Source organism: Halobacillus sp. AWH4_228, assembly GCF_056158365.1.
Genome location: NZ_JBSWTE010000001.1, coordinates 2,169,625 through 2,192,739 on the forward strand (window position 1 = coordinate 2,169,625; position 23,115 = coordinate 2,192,739).

Consider the following 23,115-nt stretch of genomic DNA (forward strand, 5'->3'; position numbering starts at 1 on the left):
GCACATGTCCATATTCATCCATTATAACTAAGTTTTATAGTAAGGGAAATGTGGACAAAAGTAAAAAAATCAGCCCGGTACCAAAGCACCGGACAGATATTTATCGGTTTCCTTTAATATATGCTTCTCCAAGGGATTTAGGTGCTTCCGCCCGTCCAATAAATCCAGCGAGTGCGAGAATCGTCAGAACATATGGAGCGATCAGCATGAAAACCGAAGGGACATCTTCTAAAAAGGCAATGTCGGAGGACACAATGCTCAGGCTTTGTGCGAAGCCGAAAAAGATAGCTGCTCCAAGAGCCCCAAGGGGATGCCACTTTCCAAAAATGACGGCGGCAAGCGAGATGAATCCTTGCCCTAAAATGGTGCCATGAGAAAAGTTCAACGCTACAGTCATAGCGTAAACGGAACCCCCCAGTCCCCCCAGGGCACCTGAAATCATCACGCCGATATAACGCATCCGGTATACATGAATACCGTTCGTATCCGCCGCCATCGGATGTTCGCCCACCGACCTCAACCGAAGGCCGAACGGAGTTTTGTACAGCACAAACCAGGCGGCAAACGCCATGGCAATAGCAAGGTAAGACGTCCAGTACCAGCCACTGAACAACATCTCCCCTACAATAGGAATATCGTTAAGAACAGGAACATCCGAAGAGTAAAAAGGCTGCTTGATGAAGTCTGTCTGCCCTTTGTCATACCACTGCTTTGTAAGAAACAGCCCGATGCCCAGGGCAAGAAAGTTGATGGCCACACCGCTGACAACCTGATCAGCGCGGAAGGTAATCGATGCTGCCGCGTGGACGAGGGAAAACAGTGCGGATACGATCACTGCCGCCAGCATGGATATCCAGGGAGTTGCAGCACCAAAAACCGTGTGGAAAGTCAGGTTAAAGACAATCCCTACAAATGCCCCCATGATCATCAGACCTTCCAGCCCGATGTTTATAACACCGGAACGCTCACTGAATACTCCGCCGAGCGCTGTGAAAATCAACGGGGTTGCAAAAATAACAGCGGATCCGAGGATACGGCTGAACACCTCTATAAATTCCATTTTATTTCCCCTCCTTCTTGAACCGTAGAAGGACCCAGCGAATCATATAGCTGGATGCTACAAAGAAAATAATAAGAGCGATGATGATTTCTACGAGTTCGGTTGGCACACCGGCTTCTGTCGGCATATTGAGGGCACCTATCTTCAGAATGCCGAATAAGAAGGCGGCAAGAACCACCCCTACAGCTGTATTTGCTCCAAGAAGGGCGACTGCGATTCCGTCAAAACCGATATTCGTAAAGCCTGATTTGATCGACATGAAACCAAACGTACCAAGGCCTTCCATGGCACCCGCCAGGCCGGCAAAAGCTCCGGATATGACCATAGCGGTTATAATGTTCCGCCCCACATTCATTCCTGCATAGTTGGATGCATGCTGGTTAAACCCGACGGCCCGCAGTTCGAATCCTTTCGTTGTCCGGTTCAATATAAACCACATGACGACCGCCATAGCAATGGCGATAATAAATCCATAGTGGATCCTTGAATAAAACGTCATCTCAGCCAGCCATTCTGATTTCAATGACGCAGTAGCAGCGATATTTTCCGTCCGGTCAGCACCATCGGTCAACAAACTTCGTATTACGGCGTTAGAGACATAAAGAGCAATGTAGTTCATCATAATCGTAACGATCACTTCATGGACACCTAATTTCGCTTTCAGAAGTCCGGGTATGAAGCCCCACACTGCCCCGGCAAAAGCCGCTGCAGTAATCGCCAGAGGGAGATGGATGACCATAGGAAGCTCAAAAGATATCCCAATCCAGACGGACGCCAGCCAGCCTACAAACACCTGCCCCTCAACGCCGATATTAAGCAGGCCTGATCTGAGGGCAAAAGCGACGGCCAGCCCCGATAGGATGTAGGGAGTCACCTGCCGGATCGTCTCACCAAAGAAGTAGGAATCCCCAAAAGCCCCCTTCCATAAAGCTGTGAACCCCTCTAACGGGTTGTATCCGAATACAAGCATAATCACAGCACCAGCACCAAGACCGAGGATAACAGAAAGCACGGGGATCAAGATATTAATCATCCGGTTGGAGAACATTAGACGCCCCCCGCTTTCTGACCAGTATTTCCAGCCATAAGCAGTCCGAGCTCCTGCTCATTCGTATCTTCCGGAGCTACTTCTCGAATAATGGAACCATCAAACATAACCGCAATCCGGTCACTGACATTCATAATTTCATCCAGTTCAAAGGAAAGAAGCAGAATGGCACGCCCTTTATCCCGTTCTTCGATCAGTTTTCGATGAATGAACTCAATCGCTCCTACGTCCAGCCCCCTTGTAGGTTGAGCGGCTATTATCAAATCTGGTGATCTGTCCACTTCCCTGCCGATAATCGCTTTCTGCTGGTTCCCGCCTGATAGAGCTCTTGCTTTTGTAAAGGCATCAGGAGTCCGGACGTCATATTCCTCGATCAAATCTGCCGCTTTTTTATATATGTTCTTAAAGTTCATCACACCTTTTTTAGAAAACGGCTCATTGTGATAGGTCTGAAGAACCATATTTTCTCCAATCGGAAAATCAAGGACAAGACCAAACTTATGGCGGTCCTGCGGAATATGGGAGACGCCGGACTGGGTTACCTTCCGCGGTGTAAGATTGGAGATGACTTTTTCGTGCAGGTGAATCGTCCCTGATTCACTTTTTCTCAAGCCTGTAACAGCTTCGATCAACTCCGACTGTCCATTACCGTCCACACCGGCAATACCGACGATTTCTCCAGACCGGACGTCCAGATTCAGTCCTTTGACCATGTGGACCCCACGCCCGTCCTTAACATGAAGATCTTTAATAGAGAGGTAGACTTCATTCGGGTGAGCGGCTGTTTTCTTCGTTGAAAAGCTGACATCACGGCCGACCATAAGCGCTGCCAGTTGATCAGGGGTCGTACCGCTCACATCCACCGTTCCGATTCCACGCCCTTTTCTTATGACTGTACACCTGTCACACACTTCCATAATTTCCTTCAGCTTATGGGTAATCAGGATAATGGATTTGCCTTCCTTCACCAGATTGTTCATGATTTCTATCAGTTCTTTGATTTCCTGAGGAGTCAGAACGGCCGTTGGTTCGTCAAAAATTAAGATATCCGCCCCTCTATAAAGCGTTTTCAAAATTTCTACACGCTGCTGCATACCGACGGATATATCACGGATTCTAGCACTCGGGTCTACATTCAGCCCGTACTGTTTCGATAACTCTGCGACCTGCTTTTCCGCTTTCTTTATGTCGACCGTACCGCTTTTTTTAGGCTCGCTGCCAAGAATGATGTTTTCAGTGACCGTAAATGTATCGACAAGCATAAAGTGCTGGTGGACCATCCCTATACCATGGGCGTTGGCTGTATTCGGATCCGTAATCTTCACTTGTTCACCACGGACTTTTATTTCGCCTTGTTCCGGCTGATAAAGACCGAATAAAACATTCATCAAGGTGGATTTCCCCGCTCCATTCTCGCCTAGCAGCGCATGAATCTCTCCTTTTTGAACCCGGAGCGTAATATCGTCATTGGCAACAATGCCTGGAAATTCTTTTCTGATTTTCAGCATTTCAATAACATATTCCATCTCTCTTCCTCCCCCGTTTGACCTATAAAAATCACCAAAGGAAAAGGGCCGGAACAGCTTTTCATTTGATGATTTTCATTGACATAAGAAAAGGCCGGCTCTCACCAGCCTTTTCTCCCTACAGTGCGTCTACAAAGGATTCCAGTTCTTCACGAGTGCTCGGAACTTCTACATCGCCGTTAATGATTTTTTCCTTCCATTCATTAACAGAAGAAGTAATTTCCTCCGTCATCGCTTCTTCATTTGTTTCAGCGATGCTGATAGCATCGTCCTCAAGACCATACTCAATGACTTCTCCACCCGGAAACTCCCCGTTCATCGCCTGCTCCGATACATCCTGAACAGCGATATCCACCCGCTTCACCATGGAAGTAAGTGTAACGTTGGCATCACCGATCTGGCCTTCCTCATACTGGTCACGGTCAACACCGATCACCCATATGTCTTCATCCGGACTGGCATTTTTTAAATCCTTCGCTTCTGCGAAGACTCCGTTCCCAGTTCCGCCGGAAGCATGATAAATCACGTCCACACCTTTGGAATACATATTGGAGGCTAAAGCACGTCCTTTTTCTGGATCATTGAAATTCTCAGCATATTCAATTTCTACATCAATATCCGCATTCACGGATTTAACGCCCGCTACAAAACCGGCTTCGAATTTGTTGATCAGGCTTCCGTCCACCCCGCCGATGAAACCAATTTGGTTGGATTGTGTTTTCTTTGCAGCAGCAACTCCAGCAAGGAAGGAACCTTGATGTTCCTTAAATACGATGCTTGCAATGTTGTCCCCTTCCTGAACGGAGTCAACAAGCGCAAAGCTTGTATCAGGGTACTGCCCGGCGACTTCTTTAATAGCCGGCTGCAGAAGGTAGCCGATTCCGAAAATCAGGTTGTAATCCTGACGAACAAGACGGTTCAGGTTTGTCGCATAATCCGCATCACTTTCAGACTGAGCGTAGTCAATCCCCTCGCCTTTGCTCAATCCATTCTCTTCCCCGAACGCCTGCAGACCTTCCCATGCAGACTGGTTAAAGGACTTATCATCAACACCGCCGACGTCGGTAACCATTGCCACTGAGAAGTCTCCACTTCCGCCGTCCCCGCCTGACTCTTCATTTCCAGAGCTCTCACCGGAATCTCCTCCAGTACTTTCTTCACTATCTGATGAACCACAGGCAGCAAGGATCATTCCTAACGTTACTAACAAAACAAATACCATAAGAAAACGACTTTTCAACAAAACGTTTACCCCCCTATTGGTTTAAGTATAAGTTGAAGCAAGAGAAACTTACGGCAGTTTGTAGAGGCCTCACCTCCCTGAAGCTATCAAATTGTAAACGCTTACACTCTTTTTCTCAAAACGTGAAAGCTGAATTTATCAGCCCTGAAGTAGTTGGAAGACAAAAGCATCGGGATATCATCCTGGGAATAATGCATCTGTTTAAGCAGGAGCAGCGACTGATCCGGCTCACAGTTCAGAATTGGTGAAATCCGGTCATGGAAGCCGATCGGTTCAATGTGCGTGACGGCATAGCCGATCTTCTTTCCAGTGTATTTCTCCAGTACATTGAACAAAGAGTCCGCTTCTCGGATCTGATCAATGGGAAGCAGCCCTTCCGGTATCTTGTCTGTGCAGTAAACGACAGGATGCTCGTCCGCTGTCCGCACACGCTCCACTTTGGCCAGGTGCTCGACATCCAAAGGTGAAAAACGTTTTTTATCTTCTTCGGTCGCTTCTACTAAATCAGCAGAAAGATACTGGGTCCCTGGTGTCATCCCCGACTTCGTTATCATGCCTGTCACACTGTCGAGTTCTTCAATGCCTGACGTAAACAAAGGCTTCGGGTTCACAAACGTCCCCACCCCGTGACGTCTTGTGACGACTCCCTCTTCTTCAAGAATCCGCAGCGCCTCTCTTAAAGTAGCTCGGGAAACACCGAGCGATTTAGAAAGCTGGAACTCGGAAGGCAGTTTCTGCTTTTCTTTAAAGATACCGTTTTCAATATCTCTTTTCACTTGTTCAATCACCTGTAAATAAAGGTGACGTGTATCCTGTTTGATTGACATATGTTTCACCCCGGAATCTATGGATCAGCCAGTGTCACAGCAGTGATCTGACCTCTGACGTTCGACACATCATATTTTGACAATAATATAACACTATTCAACAGATAAATAAATAGACTTAGTTCATTTTTATGAATTTTGCTTCATTTTTGACAGAATGTGAAACTTTAAGAATGATCATATTTTTGAACACATTCTTCATGTTCATCTTATTAAAAGGCGCTGTTATTGCTTGGTGTTGTTAGTTAACATGTGAGCTTCTATCCCCCTTTTCTGTCATGGGATTTGCAGGAGGCGGCCTTGGGAATGACTCCCTTTCCGCGGGGTACCATGAGCCGCGGAAAGCGGACGGTTTTCCCTGCCATCCCATGCTCTGAGTAAACAACGGACCGGACCCCTGATTCCAGGCGGAGACGATTTAGTAATCGTTTAAAATATCAACAAAAGACTTTAACAGAGCTTATTAAAAAAAGACAGCCTGGTTAACCAGGCTGTCTTTTTTCATGATGTATGCTGTTCCTCACTCTGCTGGGATACCAGGACAGAACGCGGCTTGCTTCCTTCATAAGGACCGACAATACCGTTATCCTCCATAGCATCGATCAGGCGCGCAGCCCGTGTATACCCGACACGGAAACGGCGCTGGAGCATGGAAACACTCGCACTCTGCATTTCTATGACCATCTGTACCGCATCAGGATAGAGATCATCATCCACTTCCTGTTTTACTTCACTTTCTTCTTCAGGGATCATTTCCTCCTGGTACTGGGCTTTCTGCTGGTCGACACAGAACTGCACGACCCGCTCCACCTCCTCATCAGACAAGAAAGCCCCCTGGACACGTGTCGGCTTGTTGGAACCGACCGGCGTGAACAGCATGTCTCCCCGGCCGAGCAGTTTTTCGGCTCCACCGGAATCGAGGATGGTCCTTGAATCGGTCTGTGAGGATACGCTGAACGCAATCCGGGATGGAATATTGGCTTTAATGACACCGGTAATGACATCCACCGAAGGACGCTGGGTCGCAATAATCAAATGGATGCCGGCGGCACGGGCCATCTGGGCCAGCCGTGTAATGGCGTCTTCTACTTCGTTGGAAGCTACCATCATTAAGTCGGCAAGCTCATCCACCAGGACAACGATGTAAGGCAGCTGCGGCTGCTCATCTTCCTGTTCCTGATTGTGTTTTTTAATGTACTCATTATAGCTCTCAATGTTCCTTGTTCCGGTATCAGAAAACAGGTCGTACCTCCGCTCCATTTCCGATACCACTTTTTTCAAGGCCCGGGAGGCTTTTTTAGGATCCGTCACAACGGGCGCAAGGAGATGAGGAATACCGTTATACACATTCAGTTCCACTTTTTTCGGGTCTATCATCATCATTTTCACTTCGTGGGGCTTTGCTCTCATAAGAATACTCGTAATAATGCCATTGATACAGACACTCTTACCACTTCCTGTCGCACCGGCGACAAGCATGTGCGGCATTTTATTCAATTCGGACATCACGGCTTCACCGGAGATATCGCGCCCTAGAGCAAAGCTGAGCTTGGATTCAGGATTTGACCTGCCTGTTTCCAGTACTTCCCTCAGAGAAACCATCGACACTTCCTGATTCGGCACCTCAATTCCGACGGCAGACTTTCCCGGAATTGGTGCTTCAATCCGGATATCCTTGGCTGCAAGAGCAAGAGCAAGGTCATCGTTAAGGTTTACGATTTTACTAACCTTAACCCCTACATCCGGGTAAACCTCATATTTTGTGACCGAAGGCCCGACATGAACTTTGGTTACCTTTGCTTTCACGCCGAAACTCTGGAACGTTTTCTCCAGTTTTCTTACCGTAGCCTGGATGTGTGAACGCCCCTGGCTCTGAGGGGATGATGTGGGTTCATCCAGCAGTTCAATTCCAGGCAGATGATAATCATGGTTTTCCAGTTCAGCTGTCGGCATGGATTTTTCAAGCGCCGCGTCCTCGCCATCAGATTCCGGTTTACCGGCTGAAGGCTTGGTAGAAGAAGGCTGTTCTTTTTCCTGAGCTGCATAGGCGGTTTCTGTGAAATCCTGTATGATCGGTTCATTCTTCGATTCTTCTTCCACAACGGAAGGCGAATCACTGATGTCATAGACCACAGATTCCTCTTCTTCTTCCTGTTCCTTTGCTTTTTCTTCTTTCTTCACTTTCCGGTCTTGTTTTTGATTCTTCATTCTGGCCACCTGTTCACGGCCCAGTTTTTTCATATTCTTTCCAATGACCGCAAACAGCTCCCCCAGCGACCATTCACTCACAAACAATATGCCTGTGATAAATAGGAAAAAGGCGACGATGGCTGCCCCGGCCTGGGCAAACAGATAATAGGTGATGGATAATAGAACAGCTCCTGTCAACCCGCCTCCAGCACTGTAGAAGGAGCGCTCTCCGCGCATCATTTCTGTAATCCGTTCCCATGTCATCGTTAATATGGATCCATTTCCTGTTCCTAAATCAGCAGACAGAGTCTCCAGATGCGTAAACAGAATGAGGGATATAAGAATCAGATAAATACCAAATAAGCGTTTATGTAAAAACGAAGGCCACCTTCTCTTCACCATTAAGAAGATCCCTACAATGAGAAAGAACAGCGAAGCGATAAAATACCAGACGCCGAAAAGGAACTGCCAGAACCTTTCCAATCCACCCGGGATGGCTCCATCGCTGATCGCTGATGCCCCGCTTCCAATCACAGCAAGAAAAAGAAACAAAAGACCCACGAGCTCAAATTTTACATGGCTCTTCAAATTGGATTGCTTTTTCTTTTTTTTGCGTTTTCCAGCCATAATAATTCCACCTCCTGACTAAAACTGAAAAGAGAAGGATGCCGGTGCTTCCTTCATACACTGCTGAAGAAAAACGACCGACATCCCGCCATTCAGTTCTTATATTATACCACAGCTTGTCCTCTTGTTACGAGTCCAACCATTGACCCGGCTGTAAAGACGGATCCAGAAAATGAGAAGGATCTGTAGAGAGAATCTGGACAATCTGCTTTTTACCGTCCTGCCCCTTTCTGCACATCATGGGACAGTCTTCGTGTTCGTGATACACCATCTCCATGGTGGATTCGTCAGGAAACACATCATACTCACTTAGAGGGGTATATAAAATCGTCATTGGACCACCTGACTGTCCGCATTTTTATTGCTTTCAATCAATTCGTTCAATTTAGCCATCGCTTCCTTGACACCGCCCACTGCATCTATGAGACCGTGATCCACCGCCTGCTGACCAACAACATTTGTTCCGATATCCCTAGTAAGGTTGCCTTTATCAAACATAAGTTCCTTGAATTTTTCTTCGGGAATATTGGAATGTTTGGTGACGAAACTGATGACACGCTCCTGCATCTTATCCATGTATTCAAACGTCTGCGGCACTCCGATAACAAGACCTGTCATCCGAATCGGGTGAATGGTCATCGTGGCTGTTTCCACAATAAATGAATAGTCGGCTGATACGGATATCGGGACGCCGATGGAATGGCCTCCTCCAAGCACGATGGATACCGTCGGCTTGGAAAGCGAAGAAATCATTTCTGATATAGCCAATCCGGCTTCTACATCGCCGCCCACTGTATTCAAAAGGACGACAAGACCCTCGATTTTCGGGTTCTGCTCAATAGCGATCAGCTGTGGGATGAGGTGCTCATACTTAGTCGTTTTGTTTTGTGAAGGCAGTTGGACATGGCCCTCCACCTGGCCGATGATCGGCAGGACATGGATATTTGAATCTGCCGGCTGAGGGACATTGCTCTGCCCAAGCTGCTGGATTTTGTCAACAAGGGATGACTGGGATTTGGATGGATCTTTTTCTTTGGAAGGTTCGTCTTTCATCTGTTCCGCTCCTTTCACATTCTTTTCCCGTAGTATGACTGAAAACGGAAAGAAACATACAGAGAATCCAATGCTGTGGGAGCGGAATGCGGATGGGAAAAGAAAAAGACCGGCCTATCAGCCGGTCAACTCTGTACAGAAGAATGATCCAGCAGTGTTTGGATATCTTTCTCTTCCTCTTCCGTCAACGCACGAAGTGGAAGCCTCACACCGCCGGTTTCAATACCTATACAGCGCAGGGCTGCTTTTACGGGTGCAGGGGAAGGCGCTGAAAACATGCCCTCAAAGATCGGAAGCAGTTCCCGGTGCAGGGCTCCTGCTTTCCGTCCTCTTCCAAGGTCGAACAGACGAAGCATCCGCTGCATTTCATCTCCGATGACGTGTGATGCTACAGAAATGATGCCTGAAGCGCCAATCACATAGGCCGGCAGTGTCAAATGATCATCACCACTGTACACATCAAATCCGGGGCCTGTGCGGGATACGATGGAGGCAATGGCATTGAGGTCACCGGATGCTTCCTTCACAGATGTTATGTTGCTGATTTTTGAAAGCCTCACGACCGTATCCGGTTCTATTTTTGTTACGGACCGCCCGGGTACATTGTAAACCATAACGGGGAGAGAGACGGATTCGGCTGCCGCTTTGAAGTGACGATACAGGCCTTCCTGATCCGGTTTGTTATAATACGGAGCTACGAGCATAACCGCATCGACGCCTGCTGCTTCGGCCTGACGGGACATTTCAATCGTATCCCTCGTGTTGTTGCTGCCCGTGCCTGCGATGACCGGAATTCGCTTATGAACGACCTGGACGACATGCTTCCATAAGGAAATTTTTTCACTTCGGGTCAACGTCGGAGATTCTCCTGTGGTCCCCGTTACGACAAGGCCGTCGGAGCCGCTGCTTATGAGGTGTTCAATAAGGATGGAGGTTTGATGAAAATCCACCCGGTTTTGTTCATCGAAAGGAGTGACCATAGCCGTTAAAACTTTCCCAAAACTCATGGCTGCATTTCTCCCTTTCTTGTTGTATGACTCAGCTGAAAGACGTCGTGAAGGGCATTGACGGCCTGGATCAAATGTTCTTCTTTTATCAGAACCCAGATGGTGGTATGGGAGTCTGCGGACTGAAGAATTTGAATCCCTTTGTCTGTCAGTGCTTGAACGATGTCGGCCGTGACGCCCGGAATCCCAGTAATGCCTGCCCCGACTGTGGATACTTTCGCACAGCCTTCCCGAATTTCCGGTTCGTAACCGATATCCTGAAGAATCCGGCGGGCTTTTTTCGTATAGAGGTCGCTGATGGTGTAGAGAACGCCGCTTGGAGAGATATTAATGAAGTCGACAGAAATGTTGGCGGATGCCATCGATTTGAAGACATCGGATTGAAGTTTGGAAGGGTCTTCCTTGGACTGAACTTTAATTTGAGTAAGCCCGTTGATATGGGCGATCCCGGTCACCGTTCTTTCAATTAAATCACGGCCGGAGGCATGGTCTCTCAATCCCGTCACCAATGTACCCGGGGAATCGGAATAGGTCGACCTTACACGGATGGGGACTTTCGCATGCATGGCAATTTCAACAGCACGGGGATGGATGACTTTGGCACCTTGATAAGCCAGGTTGCAGATTTCATTGTACGTAATGCTCTGGAGGGGCCGGGCACCTTCGACAAGCCTCGGATCTGCGGTCATAATACCTTCCACATCGGTGAATATGTCGATGTACTCCGCCTGAAGTGAAGCTCCCAGTGCGGCAGCCGTTGTATCACTGCCTCCTCGGCCGATCGTCGTAGTCTCTCCCTGAAGCGTCTGCCCTTGGAATCCTGCGACGACTACAACATCCACCTGTTTCAATTCCCTGTAAATGCGGCCTGGATTCATTTGCGTGATTTTTGCTTTTGTAAAATCATCATTGGTAACGATTCCAGCCTGGGCACCAGTCAAGGATACCGCTTTGATCCCTTCTTTGCACAATTCATGACAGAATACAATCGAGGAGATAATCTCCCCACAGGACATCAACAAATCCTGTTCCCTTGGTGATACATCAATGTCCGGAAAATGAATCAGGCTTAACAGCGTATCTGTGGCATACGGACTCCCCTTGCGCCCCATAGCCGACACGGTCACCACTACTTTACTACCCTCATTCAACGCTTTTTTCACATGATGGACAGCCCGGGATCTGCTTTCCAGATCCCGGACTGATGTTCCTCCGAACTTTTGTACAATCAATTTCATTCGGCCACCTCAACTCATAAGAAGTTTACAGCCATTGATTAGCAACGAGACGCTCTGCAATCTGAACGGAATTCCATGCAGCACCTTTCAGGAGATTGTCAGAAACAACCCACATATGGAACCCTTTCTCGTGGTCAAGATCTTTCCGGACCCTTCCTACAAACACATCTTTTTTTCCGGCAGCTGTCAGCGGCGTTGGATATGTCTGGGTGGAAGGATCATCCTCGAGTGTGATACCGGGTGCCTGTTTCAGCAGATCCTGAATATCCTGAACGCTCACTCCGGACTGTTCTACTTCAACATAGACACTTTCTGCATGGGAAGTAAAGAACGGAAGACGTACACACGTTGCCGCGACGGATAGATCCGGGGCATGCATGATTTTCTTCGTTTCATTGATCATTTTCATTTCTTCAAAGGTATACCCGTTTTCCTGAAAAACGTCAATTTGCGGCAGCGCATTGAAGGCGATCGGAAAATGCTTTTCGTCCCCTTTAACCGGAAGGATTTCTGCTTTTAGATCTTCGCCATTCAAAAAGTCCATCGACTGTTCCCTCAGCTCATCAGCTGCTTCATTCCCCGCGCCGGACACTGCCTGGTAGGTAGAAACGATCACCCGGTTGAGGCCGAGCTGCTTTCTTACAGGCTCAAGTGCAGCAACCATTTGGATCGTTGAACAGTTGGGATTGGCAATAATGCCTTTATGTTTTTGAATATCCGCTTCATTCACTTCCGGCACGACCAACGGTACACCTTCTGCCATCCGGTATGCACTGGTATTATCAATGACGACTGCGCCTCTGTTCACAGCTTCAGGGGCGAACTTTTTAGAAACCGATCCCCCTGCAGAGAACAAGGCAATATCCACATGATCAAAACTCTCAGGTACAGCTTCCTCCACGACATATTCTCTGCCTTTGAACGTTAATTTCTGACCGGCAGACCGGCTGGAAGAAAGGAGTTTAAGTTCTCCAATAGGAAAATCCCTGTCTTCCAGAGTTTCGAGCATTTTCAAGCCTACCGCTCCGGTTGCTCCTACGACGGCTACATTGTATTGGTTTGTATCATTCATCTTCGGCACCCTTCCTTCGCTGTTTTATTGTAAGAATAGTAAAACATGTCACTATTTTTGTTATTTTATCATAAATGGAAGAATCACTGAAAAGAAACTTTTAATTAATTTGGATATCTTTCAATCAGGACAGGCTGCCGCTGCTTTCCTTCCAGAGCTGCTTCAATGGTTTCCGGAATCAGGGTCATATCCGCTACGAGGGAATTCGGCTTTTTATATGGATGATCCTGACCGAGCGGAACGAAATAAATATTCTTCGTAGCCATCAGGCGCATCACGTTGATGCCATTCAGTCCGAGCGCATCATTTGTCGACACGGCCAGCACGACGGGGCTTTCATTTCGGAGAGTAGCTTTAGCTGCCATCAATACAGGAGAATCGGTTAGAGCATTGGCCAGTTTACTTGTGGAATTCCCGGTTAATGGGGCAATGACCATACAGTCAAGCGGACGCTTAGGCCCGAGCGGCTCCGCATCCGGAATGGTCATGATCGGTTTTTCCCCTGTAATTTCTTCAATTTTCTTCAGATGATCCGCGGCTTCCCCGAAACGTGTATCTGTTTTTTGAACCGTATAGGATAACACTGGAACAACGGTGGCCCCCATATCGACCAGCTCCTGCATAACGGGGAAAACCTCGTGGTACGTACAATGAGAACCGGTTAATCCAAATCCAATGACTCTGCCTTTTAAATTTATCATGCTTCATTTTCCTTTCTGGAATGATCCTGGATCAGCCTGGAAACGACATCAGCAATGATCCGGCCTGCTGTTTTCGGTGCCACAATACCAGGGAGACCCGGAGCCAGCAGTGCTCTAATCCCGCGCTTATCGGCGTATCGAAAATCCGTTCCTCCGGGCTTGGAAGCGAGATCCAGAATTAAGGCATGCGAAGGAAGCTGTTTTATGATCCCCGGTGTCACAACTTGTGACGGAATTGTATTGATCAGGATGTCACAAGACATGTCTCTACCTTCCAGCCCTTTCATATCAATCGGTGTCAGCCCCATTTCATGCACCCTCGCGGAGCTGCTCGTTGTTCTTACACCGACGCTGACGTCAGCGCCTAAGTGATGAAAAGTGCGGGCCAGACTCATCCCGACACGCCCGAGTCCAAGCACCATTACTTTCGACCCGTGAATGGTGAAGTCTGTATGCTGGATCACAAGCATCAATGTCCCCTCTACAGTAGGAATGGAATTGTAGATCGCTACATCGTCCCGGTCCATAAGTGGGATTAATTTCCTGTCCGCGCGTTCTGCCAGTGTGTATAAATGTTCGTTGGCGATTCCGGTATAAATCTGACAGTGAGGAGGTGTTTTCTTTAACCATTCTTCCTTTAATTGAATCAACTGGTTGGAGAAAATCCCCTCTATATTTCCATTCCCATCCGTTCCAGGTACGGGAAGAATGATGGCATCGAGCTGTTCTACCTGCTTACTATCAAGATCAAGGTCGACAGCTTCCCTGAAGCTTTCATTCAGTTGATCGAATCCTGCAAGATAAACGGCGGCACCCCATTCATTAAGCTTTCTTATCAGCTCAATCTGCCGGGCATCGCCACCAATAACTGCAATATGGTATCCTGTTAGCATCCCGGATGTCTCCTTTTTCTAATGTCTTATCTCCTTGTATCCTATGCCGGAATGCGGAGTTAGTGATTTCAACCACCAACAAAAAAAGCCGCAGCACACGCTGCGGCCCATCACTTTCTTTTCAATAGAATCGTATGCTCTCCGATTGTTTGTATCTGTTCCCAGTCAATCGTCATTTCCCGCTTGGAAGATCCAATTCCAATCAACCCATGATTTAAAATGACAAGTGAAATGATCCGGCCGGTATCTGGATCAATAATCAAATCCGCCCGTCCCAAAACCCCAAGTTTCTCCCCGTTTTCCACATCAATGACTTCTTTCTTTGCCATCGCCTTCATTCTCATCCCCATGCCCTCCTATCTTTCTTCACTTAACATTTTCGGCAGGTCCGAGATCTGCAGCCCTTTTTTGCGGATGCCTTCTATAAGCTGTGGCAGACTGTCAACGGTCACCTGTGTCGGATGCATCAGAATCGTCGCCCCGTTATGTACTTTATTGAGCACCCGGGTGACAAGAACGTCTTTGCTTGGCTTCTGCCAGTCGATCGTGTCCACGGTCCACAACATCGTCTCCATCCCCAGTTCATCTGCCGCCTCCACCGTTTCCATATGAAAACTGCCGGATGGAGGAGCAAAATATTCTATTTTCTGCTTTGTTAATGCAAAGAGAATATCATCGGCCTGCTTCAAATTATCTGCTGCCTCGGCTTTTGACATCCGCCCCATATCCTTGTGTCCGTATCCATGACTTCCAATGGTATGCCCCTCTTCCTCAATCATCTGTATTAAATGAGGAAACTCGTTGGCAAATGCCCCATCAATAAAAAAGGCAGCTTTAGCCTGATGCTTATTCAACACGTCAATCATTTCCGGAATGTACTCCTCTCCCCATGATACATTGATAAAAAGCGAGACCGCCTTTTTATCCGGATGCCCCCTGTATATCGGTGCAGCTGGCAGATCATCAAGAGATACATCCGGTCGGGTCATCTTATATACCAAGTGGTCCTCTTTATAAGATCCTTCTTTCTTCATTTTCCGATAAGAAGCTTCGACATCCACCTCACGCCCGGAAATCCCCGGTGTTTTTTTCCATACCGAATCGATCACAGCATCCTCCGCCTTTAGTTCATAGCGGTCTTTTTCATTCAGGATCTTTTGGTACAGGGAGCTTTCCTTGTAGACAGGGACGTTTTTATCTGTTGTAAGAACAGCCAGTCCCACACCTGTTAAAAAAGAAAGAATGATAATACCTGCCGCAGCGGTTCGGAACTTCATGGACAATCCCCCCTGCTATCATCGTATGGAAGAAGGATGGATGTTAGACCTTAGAACATACAGGATCCGGCCTCTACTTTGGCTTCAAAGGAAAAAAAGGCAAAAAAAAGAGACTGGCAAGCCAGTTTCTTTTCTTTAAAGTTTAGGATTGTTCGACGTTGGATTCCTGTTCTTTTTTCTCATCGATCAGAACAGCTTTACGGGACAGGTTGATACGTCCTTGATTGTCGATTTCTTTTACTTTCACTTTGATAAAGTCTCCGATGGATACGATATCCTCCACTTTACCGATGCGTTCTTCAGCCATTTCAGAAATGTGAACAAGTCCTTCTTTGCCTTTGAACAGTTCAACGAAAGCTCCGAACTTCTCGATACGCTTCACTTTACCATTGTAAACTTCGCCGACTTCAACTTCGCGGACGATGTCTTCAATGATTTTTTGAGCGGCTGCGTTCATGCCGGCATCCGTGGATGAAATAAAGACCGTCCCATCCTGCTCAATATCAATTTTAACACCTGTATCATCAATGATCTGGTTGATCTGCTTTCCGCTTGGTCCAATAACGTCACGAATTTTATCCGGATTAATTTTCATCGTCATGATTTTCGGTGCATGCTGAGAAAGCTCGGAACGAGTTTCCGGAAGCGTCGCCAGCATAGACTCAAGAATCTCGATACGACCTTTTTTCGCCTGCGCGAGTGCTTCTTCGAGGATTTCTCTTGAAAGACCATCGATCTTAATGTCCATTTGAAGAGCTGTTACACCTTTAGCTGTTCCAGCTACTTTAAAGTCCATATCACCAAGAGCATCTTCCATCCCCTGAATGTCTGTAAGGATCGTGTAATCCTCACCGGATTTCACAAGTCCCATAGCAATACCGGCTACTGGTGCTTTAATCGGCACACCCGCATCCATCATCGCAAGCGTACTTGCACAGATACTCGCCTGAGAAGTCGAGCCATTGGATTCCAGCACTTCAGAAACAAGACGGATGGTATAAGGGAAATCATTTTCTGATGGAATCACAACCTCAAGGGCACGCTCACCTAAAGCACCATGTCCAATTTCACGACGGCCCGGTCCGCGGATGGGTCCTGTTTCACCAACAGAGAATTTAGGGAAGTTGTAATGGTGCATAAAGCGCTTGGATTCTTCAAGATCAAGACCATCAAGGATTTGAACATCCCCCAGAGCTCCAAGTGTACATACGCTTAATGCCTGCGTCTGTCCACGTGTAAACAATCCAGATCCATGTGTACGTGGCAGCAGCCCGACACGGGAGGACAATGAACGAATTTCATCGACGCCACGGCCATCGGGACGGATTTTATCTTTCGTAATCAGGCGGCGCACTTCGGTCTTCACCATATCATCAAGAATGGAACCGACCTGCTTCAATGTTTCCTCATCAGCTTCCTGCTCTTCATAAAGCGCAGTAATATCGGCTTTCACCTGATCGATTGCAGTTTCACGGGCTTTTTTCTCTTCCGTCTTAATGGCATCTACAAGAGAAGCCTTCGCCTGTTCTTCTACTTTCGCTTTCAATTCTGCATCAAGATCGAACAGCTTGACCTCCATCTTTTCACGGCCGGCCGCTGCAATAATCTCTTCCTGGAAAGCTACAAGACGCTTGATTTCCTCATGTCCGAACATGATCGCTTCGAGCATGTCTTCCTCGGAAACTTCCTGTGCTCCAGCTTCCACCATGTTAATGGCATCTTTCGTACCGGCAACAGTCAAGTCGATATCACTCTTTTCCTGCTGCTCCACCGTCGGGTTGATCACATATTCTCCATCAACACGGCCGACGATGACACCGGCGATCGGTCCTTCAAATGGAATATCTGAAATCCCAAGGGAAATAGATGATCCAAGCATTGCCGCCATTTCAGATGAACAGTCCTGATCCACACTCATCACGGAGCTGATCACCTGTACATCATTCCGGTAACCGTCAGGGAAAAGAGGACGGATCGGACGGTCAATCAAACGGGAGGCAAGAACGGCCTTGTCACTTGGACGTCCTTCTCTTTTAATAAAGCCGCCTGGAATTTTACCAACGGCATACAAACGCTCTTCATAATTTACGGTTAAAGGGAAAAACGGCAGGTCCTTCGGTTCTTTTGAACCAGTTGCCGTGGAAAGCACCGTTGTATCACCATAATGGATGAGTGCTGCGCCATTCGCTTGTTTCGCCAGTTCACCAATTTCCACTGAAAAAGTACGGCCGGCGACATCAATCGAAAACACTTGTTTTTCTTCTGCCATAAAGAACTAAACTCCTCTCAATAACTCTAATTCAACTGAAGGGACTATTGTAAGTTTACACCCTTCTGTATGTAAACATACAGAAAAAGCGGGAATACTCCCGCTTTTTCCACTCATTAACGGCGCAAGCCAAGGCTCTTGATTAACTCGCGGTAACGTGTAATGTCCTTATTACGAAGGTAGTTCAATAGGTTACGACGCTTACCTACCATTTTAAGCAGTCCGCGACGGGAGTGGTGGTCCTGCTTGTGAGCGCGCAGGTGCTCGTTCAATGTCGTGATCTGCTCAGTAAGTACAGCAATCTGTACCTCTGGAGAACCTGTGTCGTTTTCGTGAGTTTTGTACTCGTTGATTAGTTCTTGTTTACGTTCCTGTGTGATAGCCATGTTGACTACACCTCCTGTAAATATTTAAGAATTCCCATTCCCCGAGCGGTCGTCGGAGTTACGAACCGCCAAGCGAAGGTTCCATATTAAAGAGTACAATTTTTTGTCGCGAAATGCAAGAGAAACCCTTATTCTATGCCGAAAAATCTTTCAATATCCTCTCTGCCCGGCTCTTCTGGGCTTTCGGACCGTGCTGAAAACTGCATGCGGGCCGCTGTGCTTTTCTCCACTGGAAGTTCATCAAGCAAAGCTGCTGTCCAGCCGGCATCCGCCTGTTCCGGAACGGTAACAAGGCAGGGGCGGGATTCCCTGTGAATATTCAGGTGACAGTAATACGCCCCTGCCGCCGGAAATAAATACTGTTTGGAAGGGGTAAAACGGACGTTCCGGCTTCCGGGACTCCACACTTCCCCTTCCACAGAAAAAGGCCTCCCTAAAAGATGGTTGATCTCCTGGATATTTCCCGCTTCCAACAGTCCGCGTATCCTCGTCGAGCTGACCTTTTCTTTATCCTCCTCCACTTTAGCTACAGTCGTTTGTGTAAAACGACCGGCTGCGTAATGGGGAAGATCGTCCATTGTGCCCTTTCCTTTATGGCCGTAAGTGAAATCAAAACCCGCAGCAACGTGCGTCACCTGTAATGACCCGAAAAAATGGTCCACAAAATCTTGTGGGGAAAGGGCTGCGAGCTCCCTGTCAAAAGTTACGATGAACAGATAGTCTACGCCCATGGCGCTCAGGATACGTTCTTTTTCCTGAACAGGTGTAATGTACGAAACGTGCGGACGCCCCCTGCCAAGTACAACAGAGGGATGCGGATCAAACGTCATCACTGAACTGCGGACACCTGTACGTCCAGCTTCGTTCACTGCTGCTTCAATAACCTTCTGATGGCCTTTATGAATACCGTCAAAGAAGCCGACGGCCATAACGTTAGGATCGGGAACCGGAAAATCAGCAGATTTATAAGTTAAGTAAAAGGTCTCCACTGCAGTCACCCGCTTTACAAAATTTTAAAATACTCTCACCGGCTTGATGTACCCCGGTTTCGTAGGATGCTTTTGATAAACTGCCACAACTTCCTGTCCGTGCTGAATCGTAAACGTATCAGCTTCCAAATCATCAGGTTCGTCAAGGACACGGCCGTGCTTAACCATATCTCTCGTTTCTTCGTCTACATCAATCGACGGGAGGTGTGAGAGCCCTTTGGAAAGCGGCAGCAACAGCTCGGCACCGCGGTTTTGATCCACTGCTTCCTGCACGGCATCGAAAGTGAAGCAGTCCTCCTTTTGAATGTCCCCCGTTTCTGTGCGTATGAGACTCTTCATATGAGCCGGAAAGCCGAGCGCTTTTCCGATATCCACACATAGCGTCCGGATGTACGTTCCCTTTGAGCAGACGGCACGAACGCCGAATGAATACGTACCATCTTCAAGAGACGCATCATGAGATGTTACATGCAGTTCACTTATGTATACCTTTCTGGAAGGACGTTCAACCGTCTTTCCTTCACGGGCATATTCATACAGCTTTTTCCCATTCACCTTGACGGCCGAGTACATCGGAGGGGTCTGAGTGATCTCTCCTGTAAAAGCGGCGAGAGCCTCATTTATACCCTGAATTTCAGGCGGCTCGTCCAGCCTGCTTATTTCTACAGTGTTTCCGGAGGCATCTTCCGTATCCGTTGAGTATCCAAGGGTAACGACAGCCTCATATACTTTCGTTGTATCCATGAGGAAAGGAACGATTTTCGTCGCTTTTCCGACACAAAGCGGAAGCACACCTTCCACATCCGGGTCCAGTGTTCCGGTATGTCCAATTTTCTTAGTTTTCAGCATCCCGCGAGCCTTACTTACACAGTCATGGGAAGTAAAGCCCCTCGGCTTCCAAAGCGGCAGAATTCCATCCATACCCCCACCTCCAGCATCCTTATTTTTTCAAAGATAAATCCGTGCTGTAGCAGCACGGATTCCTATCAGCTTTCTGTATCGTTCAGATCGCGGAGAATCGTTTCAATACGATTTCCTCGTTCGATGGCTTCGTCAAACTCAAACATAATCTCCGGGGTCTTCCGAAGTCGGATCCGCTGCCCGATTTCAGAGCGGATGAACCCTTTTGCTTTGGCAAGGCCAACAAGCGTGTCATGCTTTTGTTTGTCGTCCCCTAATACGGAAATATATACTTTTGCCTGCTGCAGGTCACCGGTTACTTTTACTTCTGTAACGGTGACAAAGCCTACGCGGGGATCTTTGATTTTCTTGCTGATGATATCCGTCATCTCTTTTTTCATCTGCTCCCCTACGCGGCTGGCACGTAAATCGTTCATGTTCATTCACCTCTTCCAAACAAAACATCACAGCCATTCAATCTGTGTTTCCGTCCGTTCAATTTCCGGAAAAGAATCGATGAAAGTAAGCGCCTGCTGCATCGTCTGCTCAGCAATTGTTTTATCACTGGCAATCGTAACCAGACCGAGACGTGTCCGCTGCCAGAGATTTTGAAACTCCAATTCACTGACAGCGATATTGAATTCATTGTGCAGTCTCGTTTTGATCCTTTTTAATACAGCACGCTTATTTTTCAACGACTGCGCATCATAGATTAAGCAATCCACTTCTGCGCTTATTATCATTTGCGTTCAATTTCCTGCATTTCATACGGTTCAATAATGTCACCGATTTTAAGGTCATTGAAGTTCTTGATGGTAATTCCACACTCATACCCCTGTGCCACTTCTTTCGCATCATCTTTATAACGCTTCAGGGCATCAATTTCACCTTCATAAATAACGACGCCGTCGCGGATGACACGGATGCCGGAGTTGCGGGTGACTTTACCGTCCGTAACATAAGAACCGGCAATGGTACCGATCTTGGACACTTTGAAGATTTCGCGAACCTCCACCTGACCGATGATCTTCTCTTCGAATTCAGGATCAAGCATCCCTTTCATCGCTGATTCGATCTCTTCCATAACTTTATAAATGATGTTGTGAAGACGGATCTCTACATCCTCAGATTCTGCTGCTTTTCTAGCATTCCCGTCAGGACGCACATTGAAACCAATGATGATTCCATTGGACGCAGATGCAAGGTTTACATCAGACTCTGTAATCGCACCGACACCTGTGTGGATGATTTTAACTTTCACGCCTTCTACTTCAATCTTTTCAAGAGATCCGGCCAGTGCTTCTACAGAACCCTGAACGTCTCCTTTAAGGATCAAGTTGATTTCCTTCACTTCACCCTGCTTGATTTGGTTGAACAAGTCATCAAGGCTTACTCTGGCGTTGGAACCACGGTTGACTTCCAGCTGCTTCTGGGCACGGGCTTCTCCGATGGAGCGGGCTTTCTTCTCGTCATCAAAGACAAGGAAACGGTCCCCGGCCTGTGGAACATTGTTCAATCCGGTAATCTCAACAGGAGTAGATGGTCCTGCCGTCTTCACGCGGCGCCCAATATCGTTGACCATCGCTCTGACACGGCCCCATGTGTTACCTACAACAATGGAATCGCTGACGTTCAGCGTACCATTTTGAACAAGAAGGGTGGCAACAGGGCCCCGTCCTTTATCAAGCTCTGCTTCAATAACAGTTCCGTACGCATGACGTTCAGGGTTCGCTTTCAGTTCTTCCATTTCAGAAACAAGAACGATCATTTCAAGAAGCTCGTCAATACCTTCTCCCTGAACGGCGGACATTTTAACGAAAATCGTTTCTCCACCATACTCTTCAGAAATAAGCTCATACTCCATAAGCTCCTGCATGACGCGGTCCGGATTGGCCCCTTCTTTGTCCATTTTGTTGACAGCAACAATGATCGGGACTTCCGCTGCTTTGGCGTGGCTGATGGCTTCTTTTGTCTGCGGCATAACTCCATCATCAGCTGCAACTACAAGAATGGCAATATCTGTCACCTGCGCACCACGGGAACGCATGCTTGTGAAGGCGGCGTGTCCTGGAGTATCAAGGAAAGTGATCTTCTTATCATTTTCTTCAATTTGATAGGCACCGATGTGCTGGGTAATTCCGCCGGCTTCCCCTTCGGTTACCTTCGTGTTACGGATCTGGTCAAGAAGTGTCGTTTTACCGTGGTCCACGTGACCCATGATCGTTACAACAGCTGGACGCTCACGAAGATCTTCCGGTTCGTCGTCAAAAGTCATGTTCTCGATATCTGTTTCATCAATCACGATTTCTTCTTCGACTTCTACACCGAATTCTTCACAGATCAGCTCAATGGATTCTGGATCCAGTTCCTGGTTTTTTGTTGCCATTACGCCGAGGAACATCAGCTTCTTAATGATTTCAGAAGAGTCCCTGCCCAGTTTTTCTGCTAGTTCACCGACGGTTAAGCTGCCGATAAAAGTGATTTTCTCAGGCAGCTGCTTCTTATGCTTTTTCGGAGCCTGCTGCTGGGAAGAAGGCTTCTGTCTCTTCTGGTTGTTCCCGCGGGATTTCTGGTTCCCAGGCTTTTTATTATTGTTGTTCGGCTTGGAATTTCCACGTTGGTTATCCTGCTTCTGCTTCCCTGCAGACTTCCCGAACGCTTTATCCAGCTTTTCAGTTGATCCGTCTTCTAATGTAGACATATGATTGGTCACTTCAATGTTCAGGCTTTGGAGTTTCTCAATCACTTGTTTACTTGATAGTTCGTTCTTTTTGGCATATTCATATACGCGCATTTTACTCATATATCT

Annotated in this window: 22 protein-coding genes; all 22 read right to left on the minus strand. The window is 47.4% G+C overall.

The window, feature by feature from the left end; translation table 11 throughout:
• Nucleotides 1–100: 100 nt before the first annotated feature.
• The 22 genes from ACXADP_RS10995 to infB all read right to left on the minus strand — a co-directional run bounded on the left by ACXADP_RS10995 (nt 101) and on the right by infB (nt 23,109).
• On the minus strand, nt 101–1,060 hold the full coding sequence (locus ACXADP_RS10995) for an ABC transporter permease (protein WP_474968541.1): 960 nt from the start codon (nt 1,058–1,060) through the stop codon (nt 101–103).
• 1 nt (nt 1,061) lies between these two features.
• On the minus strand, nt 1,062–2,108 hold the full coding sequence (locus tag ACXADP_RS11000) for an ABC transporter permease (protein ID WP_474968540.1): 1,047 nt from the start codon (nt 2,106–2,108) through the stop codon (nt 1,062–1,064).
• Complete coding sequence (locus ACXADP_RS11005) at nt 2,108–3,634, minus strand: ABC transporter ATP-binding protein (RefSeq protein ID WP_474971444.1); 1,527 nt, start codon at nt 3,632–3,634, stop codon at nt 2,108–2,110. The genes ACXADP_RS11000 and ACXADP_RS11005 overlap by 1 nt, the downstream gene beginning before the upstream one ends.
• Before the next feature lie 118 nt (nt 3,635–3,752).
• Nucleotides 3,753–4,874, minus strand: coding sequence for a BMP family lipoprotein (locus ACXADP_RS11010; RefSeq protein ID WP_474970390.1), 1,122 nt, complete (start codon nt 4,872–4,874; stop codon nt 3,753–3,755).
• 104 nt (nt 4,875–4,978) lie between these two features.
• Entirely contained in the window at nt 4,979–5,704 is a 726-nt protein-coding gene (locus ACXADP_RS11015; RefSeq protein WP_474968538.1) for a GntR family transcriptional regulator, read from the minus strand.
• A 501-nt stretch (nt 5,705–6,205) separates the two neighbouring features.
• The gene (locus tag ACXADP_RS11020) at nt 6,206–8,521 is read right to left on the minus strand and encodes a DNA translocase FtsK (RefSeq protein WP_474971445.1); all 2,316 of its coding nucleotides are present in this window, start codon (nt 8,519–8,521) and stop codon (nt 6,206–6,208) included.
• 127 nt (nt 8,522–8,648) lie between these two features.
• Complete coding sequence (locus ACXADP_RS11025) at nt 8,649–8,855, minus strand: YlzJ-like family protein (protein ID WP_474968536.1); 207 nt, start codon at nt 8,853–8,855, stop codon at nt 8,649–8,651.
• Entirely contained in the window at nt 8,852–9,574 is a 723-nt protein-coding gene (locus ACXADP_RS11030) for a ClpP family protease (RefSeq protein ID WP_474968535.1), read from the minus strand. Before ACXADP_RS11030 ends, ACXADP_RS11025 begins: the two co-directional genes overlap by 4 nt.
• A 125-nt stretch (nt 9,575–9,699) precedes the next feature.
• The gene (gene dapA / locus ACXADP_RS11035; protein ID WP_474971446.1) at nt 9,700–10,581 is read right to left on the minus strand and encodes a 4-hydroxy-tetrahydrodipicolinate synthase; all 882 of its coding nucleotides are present in this window, start codon (nt 10,579–10,581) and stop codon (nt 9,700–9,702) included.
• A complete protein-coding gene (gene dapG / locus ACXADP_RS11040) occupies nt 10,578–11,819 on the minus strand; it encodes an aspartate kinase (protein ID WP_474968533.1) in 1,242 nt (413 codons plus the stop codon). The genes dapA and dapG overlap by 4 nt, the downstream gene beginning before the upstream one ends.
• A 25-nt stretch (nt 11,820–11,844) precedes the next feature.
• On the minus strand, nt 11,845–12,891 hold the full coding sequence (locus tag ACXADP_RS11045) for an aspartate-semialdehyde dehydrogenase (RefSeq protein ID WP_474971447.1): 1,047 nt from the start codon (nt 12,889–12,891) through the stop codon (nt 11,845–11,847).
• Between the two features lie 104 nt (nt 12,892–12,995).
• Nucleotides 12,996–13,589, minus strand: a complete 594-nt coding sequence (locus ACXADP_RS11050) for a dipicolinate synthase subunit B (protein ID WP_027954255.1) — start codon at nt 13,587–13,589, stop codon at nt 12,996–12,998.
• Nucleotides 13,589–14,485: a dipicolinic acid synthetase subunit A gene (gene dpaA, locus ACXADP_RS11055; RefSeq protein WP_474971448.1), complete on the minus strand. Its 897-nt coding sequence runs from the start codon at nt 14,483–14,485 to the stop codon at nt 13,589–13,591. Before dpaA ends, ACXADP_RS11050 begins: the two co-directional genes overlap by 1 nt.
• 110 nt (nt 14,486–14,595) lie before the next feature.
• On the minus strand, nt 14,596–14,829 hold the full coding sequence (locus tag ACXADP_RS11060; RefSeq protein ID WP_474968531.1) for a YlmC/YmxH family sporulation protein: 234 nt from the start codon (nt 14,827–14,829) through the stop codon (nt 14,596–14,598).
• Between the two features lie 12 nt (nt 14,830–14,841).
• Nucleotides 14,842–15,762 carry a polysaccharide deacetylase family protein gene (locus ACXADP_RS11065; protein WP_474971449.1) on the minus strand — a complete coding sequence of 307 codons (921 nt, stop codon included), beginning with the start codon at nt 15,760–15,762 and terminating at the stop codon, nt 14,842–14,844.
• Nucleotides 15,763–15,904: 142 nt separating this feature from the next.
• Nucleotides 15,905–18,031 (minus strand): polyribonucleotide nucleotidyltransferase, encoded by a 2,127-nt coding sequence (gene pnp / locus ACXADP_RS11070; RefSeq protein WP_474968529.1) that lies wholly within the window; start codon nt 18,029–18,031, stop codon nt 15,905–15,907.
• Between the two features lie 116 nt (nt 18,032–18,147).
• Nucleotides 18,148–18,417, minus strand: a complete 270-nt coding sequence (gene rpsO, locus ACXADP_RS11075) for a 30S ribosomal protein S15 (RefSeq protein ID WP_027954250.1) — start codon at nt 18,415–18,417, stop codon at nt 18,148–18,150.
• A 128-nt stretch (nt 18,418–18,545) separates the two neighbouring features.
• Nucleotides 18,546–19,406 (minus strand): bifunctional riboflavin kinase/FAD synthetase, encoded by an 861-nt coding sequence (locus ACXADP_RS11080; protein ID WP_474971450.1) that lies wholly within the window; start codon nt 19,404–19,406, stop codon nt 18,546–18,548.
• Between the two features lie 24 nt (nt 19,407–19,430).
• Nucleotides 19,431–20,327, minus strand: a complete 897-nt coding sequence (gene truB / locus ACXADP_RS11085; RefSeq protein ID WP_474971451.1) for a tRNA pseudouridine(55) synthase TruB — start codon at nt 20,325–20,327, stop codon at nt 19,431–19,433.
• Between the two features lie 65 nt (nt 20,328–20,392).
• Nucleotides 20,393–20,743: a 30S ribosome-binding factor RbfA gene (gene rbfA, locus ACXADP_RS11090; RefSeq protein WP_027954248.1), complete on the minus strand. Its 351-nt coding sequence runs from the start codon at nt 20,741–20,743 to the stop codon at nt 20,393–20,395.
• A gap of 27 nt (nt 20,744–20,770) precedes the next feature.
• The gene (locus tag ACXADP_RS11095) at nt 20,771–21,049 is read right to left on the minus strand and encodes a DUF503 domain-containing protein (RefSeq protein ID WP_160835642.1); all 279 of its coding nucleotides are present in this window, start codon (nt 21,047–21,049) and stop codon (nt 20,771–20,773) included.
• Nucleotides 21,046–23,109, minus strand: coding sequence for a translation initiation factor IF-2 (gene infB, locus ACXADP_RS11100; protein WP_474968526.1), 2,064 nt, complete (start codon nt 23,107–23,109; stop codon nt 21,046–21,048). Before infB ends, ACXADP_RS11095 begins: the two co-directional genes overlap by 4 nt.
• Nucleotides 23,110–23,115: the final 6 nt, after the last annotated feature.

Excerpts from the sequence above, each read along its gene's own strand:
- ACXADP_RS10995 (WP_474968541.1), bottom strand. The coding sequence starts at position 1,060 with ATGGAATTTATAGAGGTGTTCAGCCGTATCCTCGGATCCGCTGTTATT.
- ACXADP_RS11000 (WP_474968540.1), bottom strand. The coding sequence starts at position 2,108 with ATGTTCTCCAACCGGATGATTAATATCTTGATCCCCGTGCTTTCTGTT.
- ACXADP_RS11005 (WP_474971444.1), bottom strand. The coding sequence starts at position 3,634 with ATGGAATATGTTATTGAAATGCTGAAAATCAGAAAAGAATTTCCAGGC.
- ACXADP_RS11015 (WP_474968538.1), bottom strand. The coding sequence starts at position 5,704 with ATGTCAATCAAACAGGATACACGTCACCTTTATTTACAGGTGATTGAA.
- ACXADP_RS11020 (WP_474971445.1), bottom strand. The coding sequence starts at position 8,521 with ATGGCTGGAAAACGCAAAAAAAAGAAAAAGCAATCCAATTTGAAGAGC.
- ACXADP_RS11025 (WP_474968536.1), bottom strand. The coding sequence starts at position 8,855 with ATGACGATTTTATATACCCCTCTAAGTGAGTATGATGTGTTTCCTGAC.
- ACXADP_RS11030 (WP_474968535.1), bottom strand. The coding sequence starts at position 9,574 with ATGAAAGACGAACCTTCCAAAGAAAAAGATCCATCCAAATCCCAGTCA.
- dapA (WP_474971446.1), bottom strand. The coding sequence starts at position 10,581 with ATGAGTTTTGGGAAAGTTTTAACGGCTATGGTCACTCCTTTCGATGAA.
- dapG (WP_474968533.1), bottom strand. The coding sequence starts at position 11,819 with ATGAAATTGATTGTACAAAAGTTCGGAGGAACATCAGTCCGGGATCTG.
- ACXADP_RS11045 (WP_474971447.1), bottom strand. The coding sequence starts at position 12,891 with ATGAATGATACAAACCAATACAATGTAGCCGTCGTAGGAGCAACCGGA.
- dpaA (WP_474971448.1), bottom strand. The coding sequence starts at position 14,485 with ATGCTAACAGGATACCATATTGCAGTTATTGGTGGCGATGCCCGGCAG.
- ACXADP_RS11060 (WP_474968531.1), bottom strand. The coding sequence starts at position 14,829 with ATGAGAATGAAGGCGATGGCAAAGAAAGAAGTCATTGATGTGGAAAAC.
- ACXADP_RS11065 (WP_474971449.1), bottom strand. The coding sequence starts at position 15,762 with ATGAAGTTCCGAACCGCTGCGGCAGGTATTATCATTCTTTCTTTTTTA.
- pnp (WP_474968529.1), bottom strand. The coding sequence starts at position 18,031 with ATGGCAGAAGAAAAACAAGTGTTTTCGATTGATGTCGCCGGCCGTACT.
- rpsO (WP_027954250.1), bottom strand. The coding sequence starts at position 18,417 with ATGGCTATCACACAGGAACGTAAACAAGAACTAATCAACGAGTACAAA.
- truB (WP_474971451.1), bottom strand. The coding sequence starts at position 20,327 with ATGGATGGAATTCTGCCGCTTTGGAAGCCGAGGGGCTTTACTTCCCAT.
- rbfA (WP_027954248.1), bottom strand. The coding sequence starts at position 20,743 with ATGAACGATTTACGTGCCAGCCGCGTAGGGGAGCAGATGAAAAAAGAG.
- ACXADP_RS11095 (WP_160835642.1), bottom strand. The coding sequence starts at position 21,049 with ATGATAATAAGCGCAGAAGTGGATTGCTTAATCTATGATGCGCAGTCG.
- infB (WP_474968526.1), bottom strand. The coding sequence starts at position 23,109 with ATGAGTAAAATGCGCGTATATGAATATGCCAAAAAGAACGAACTATCA.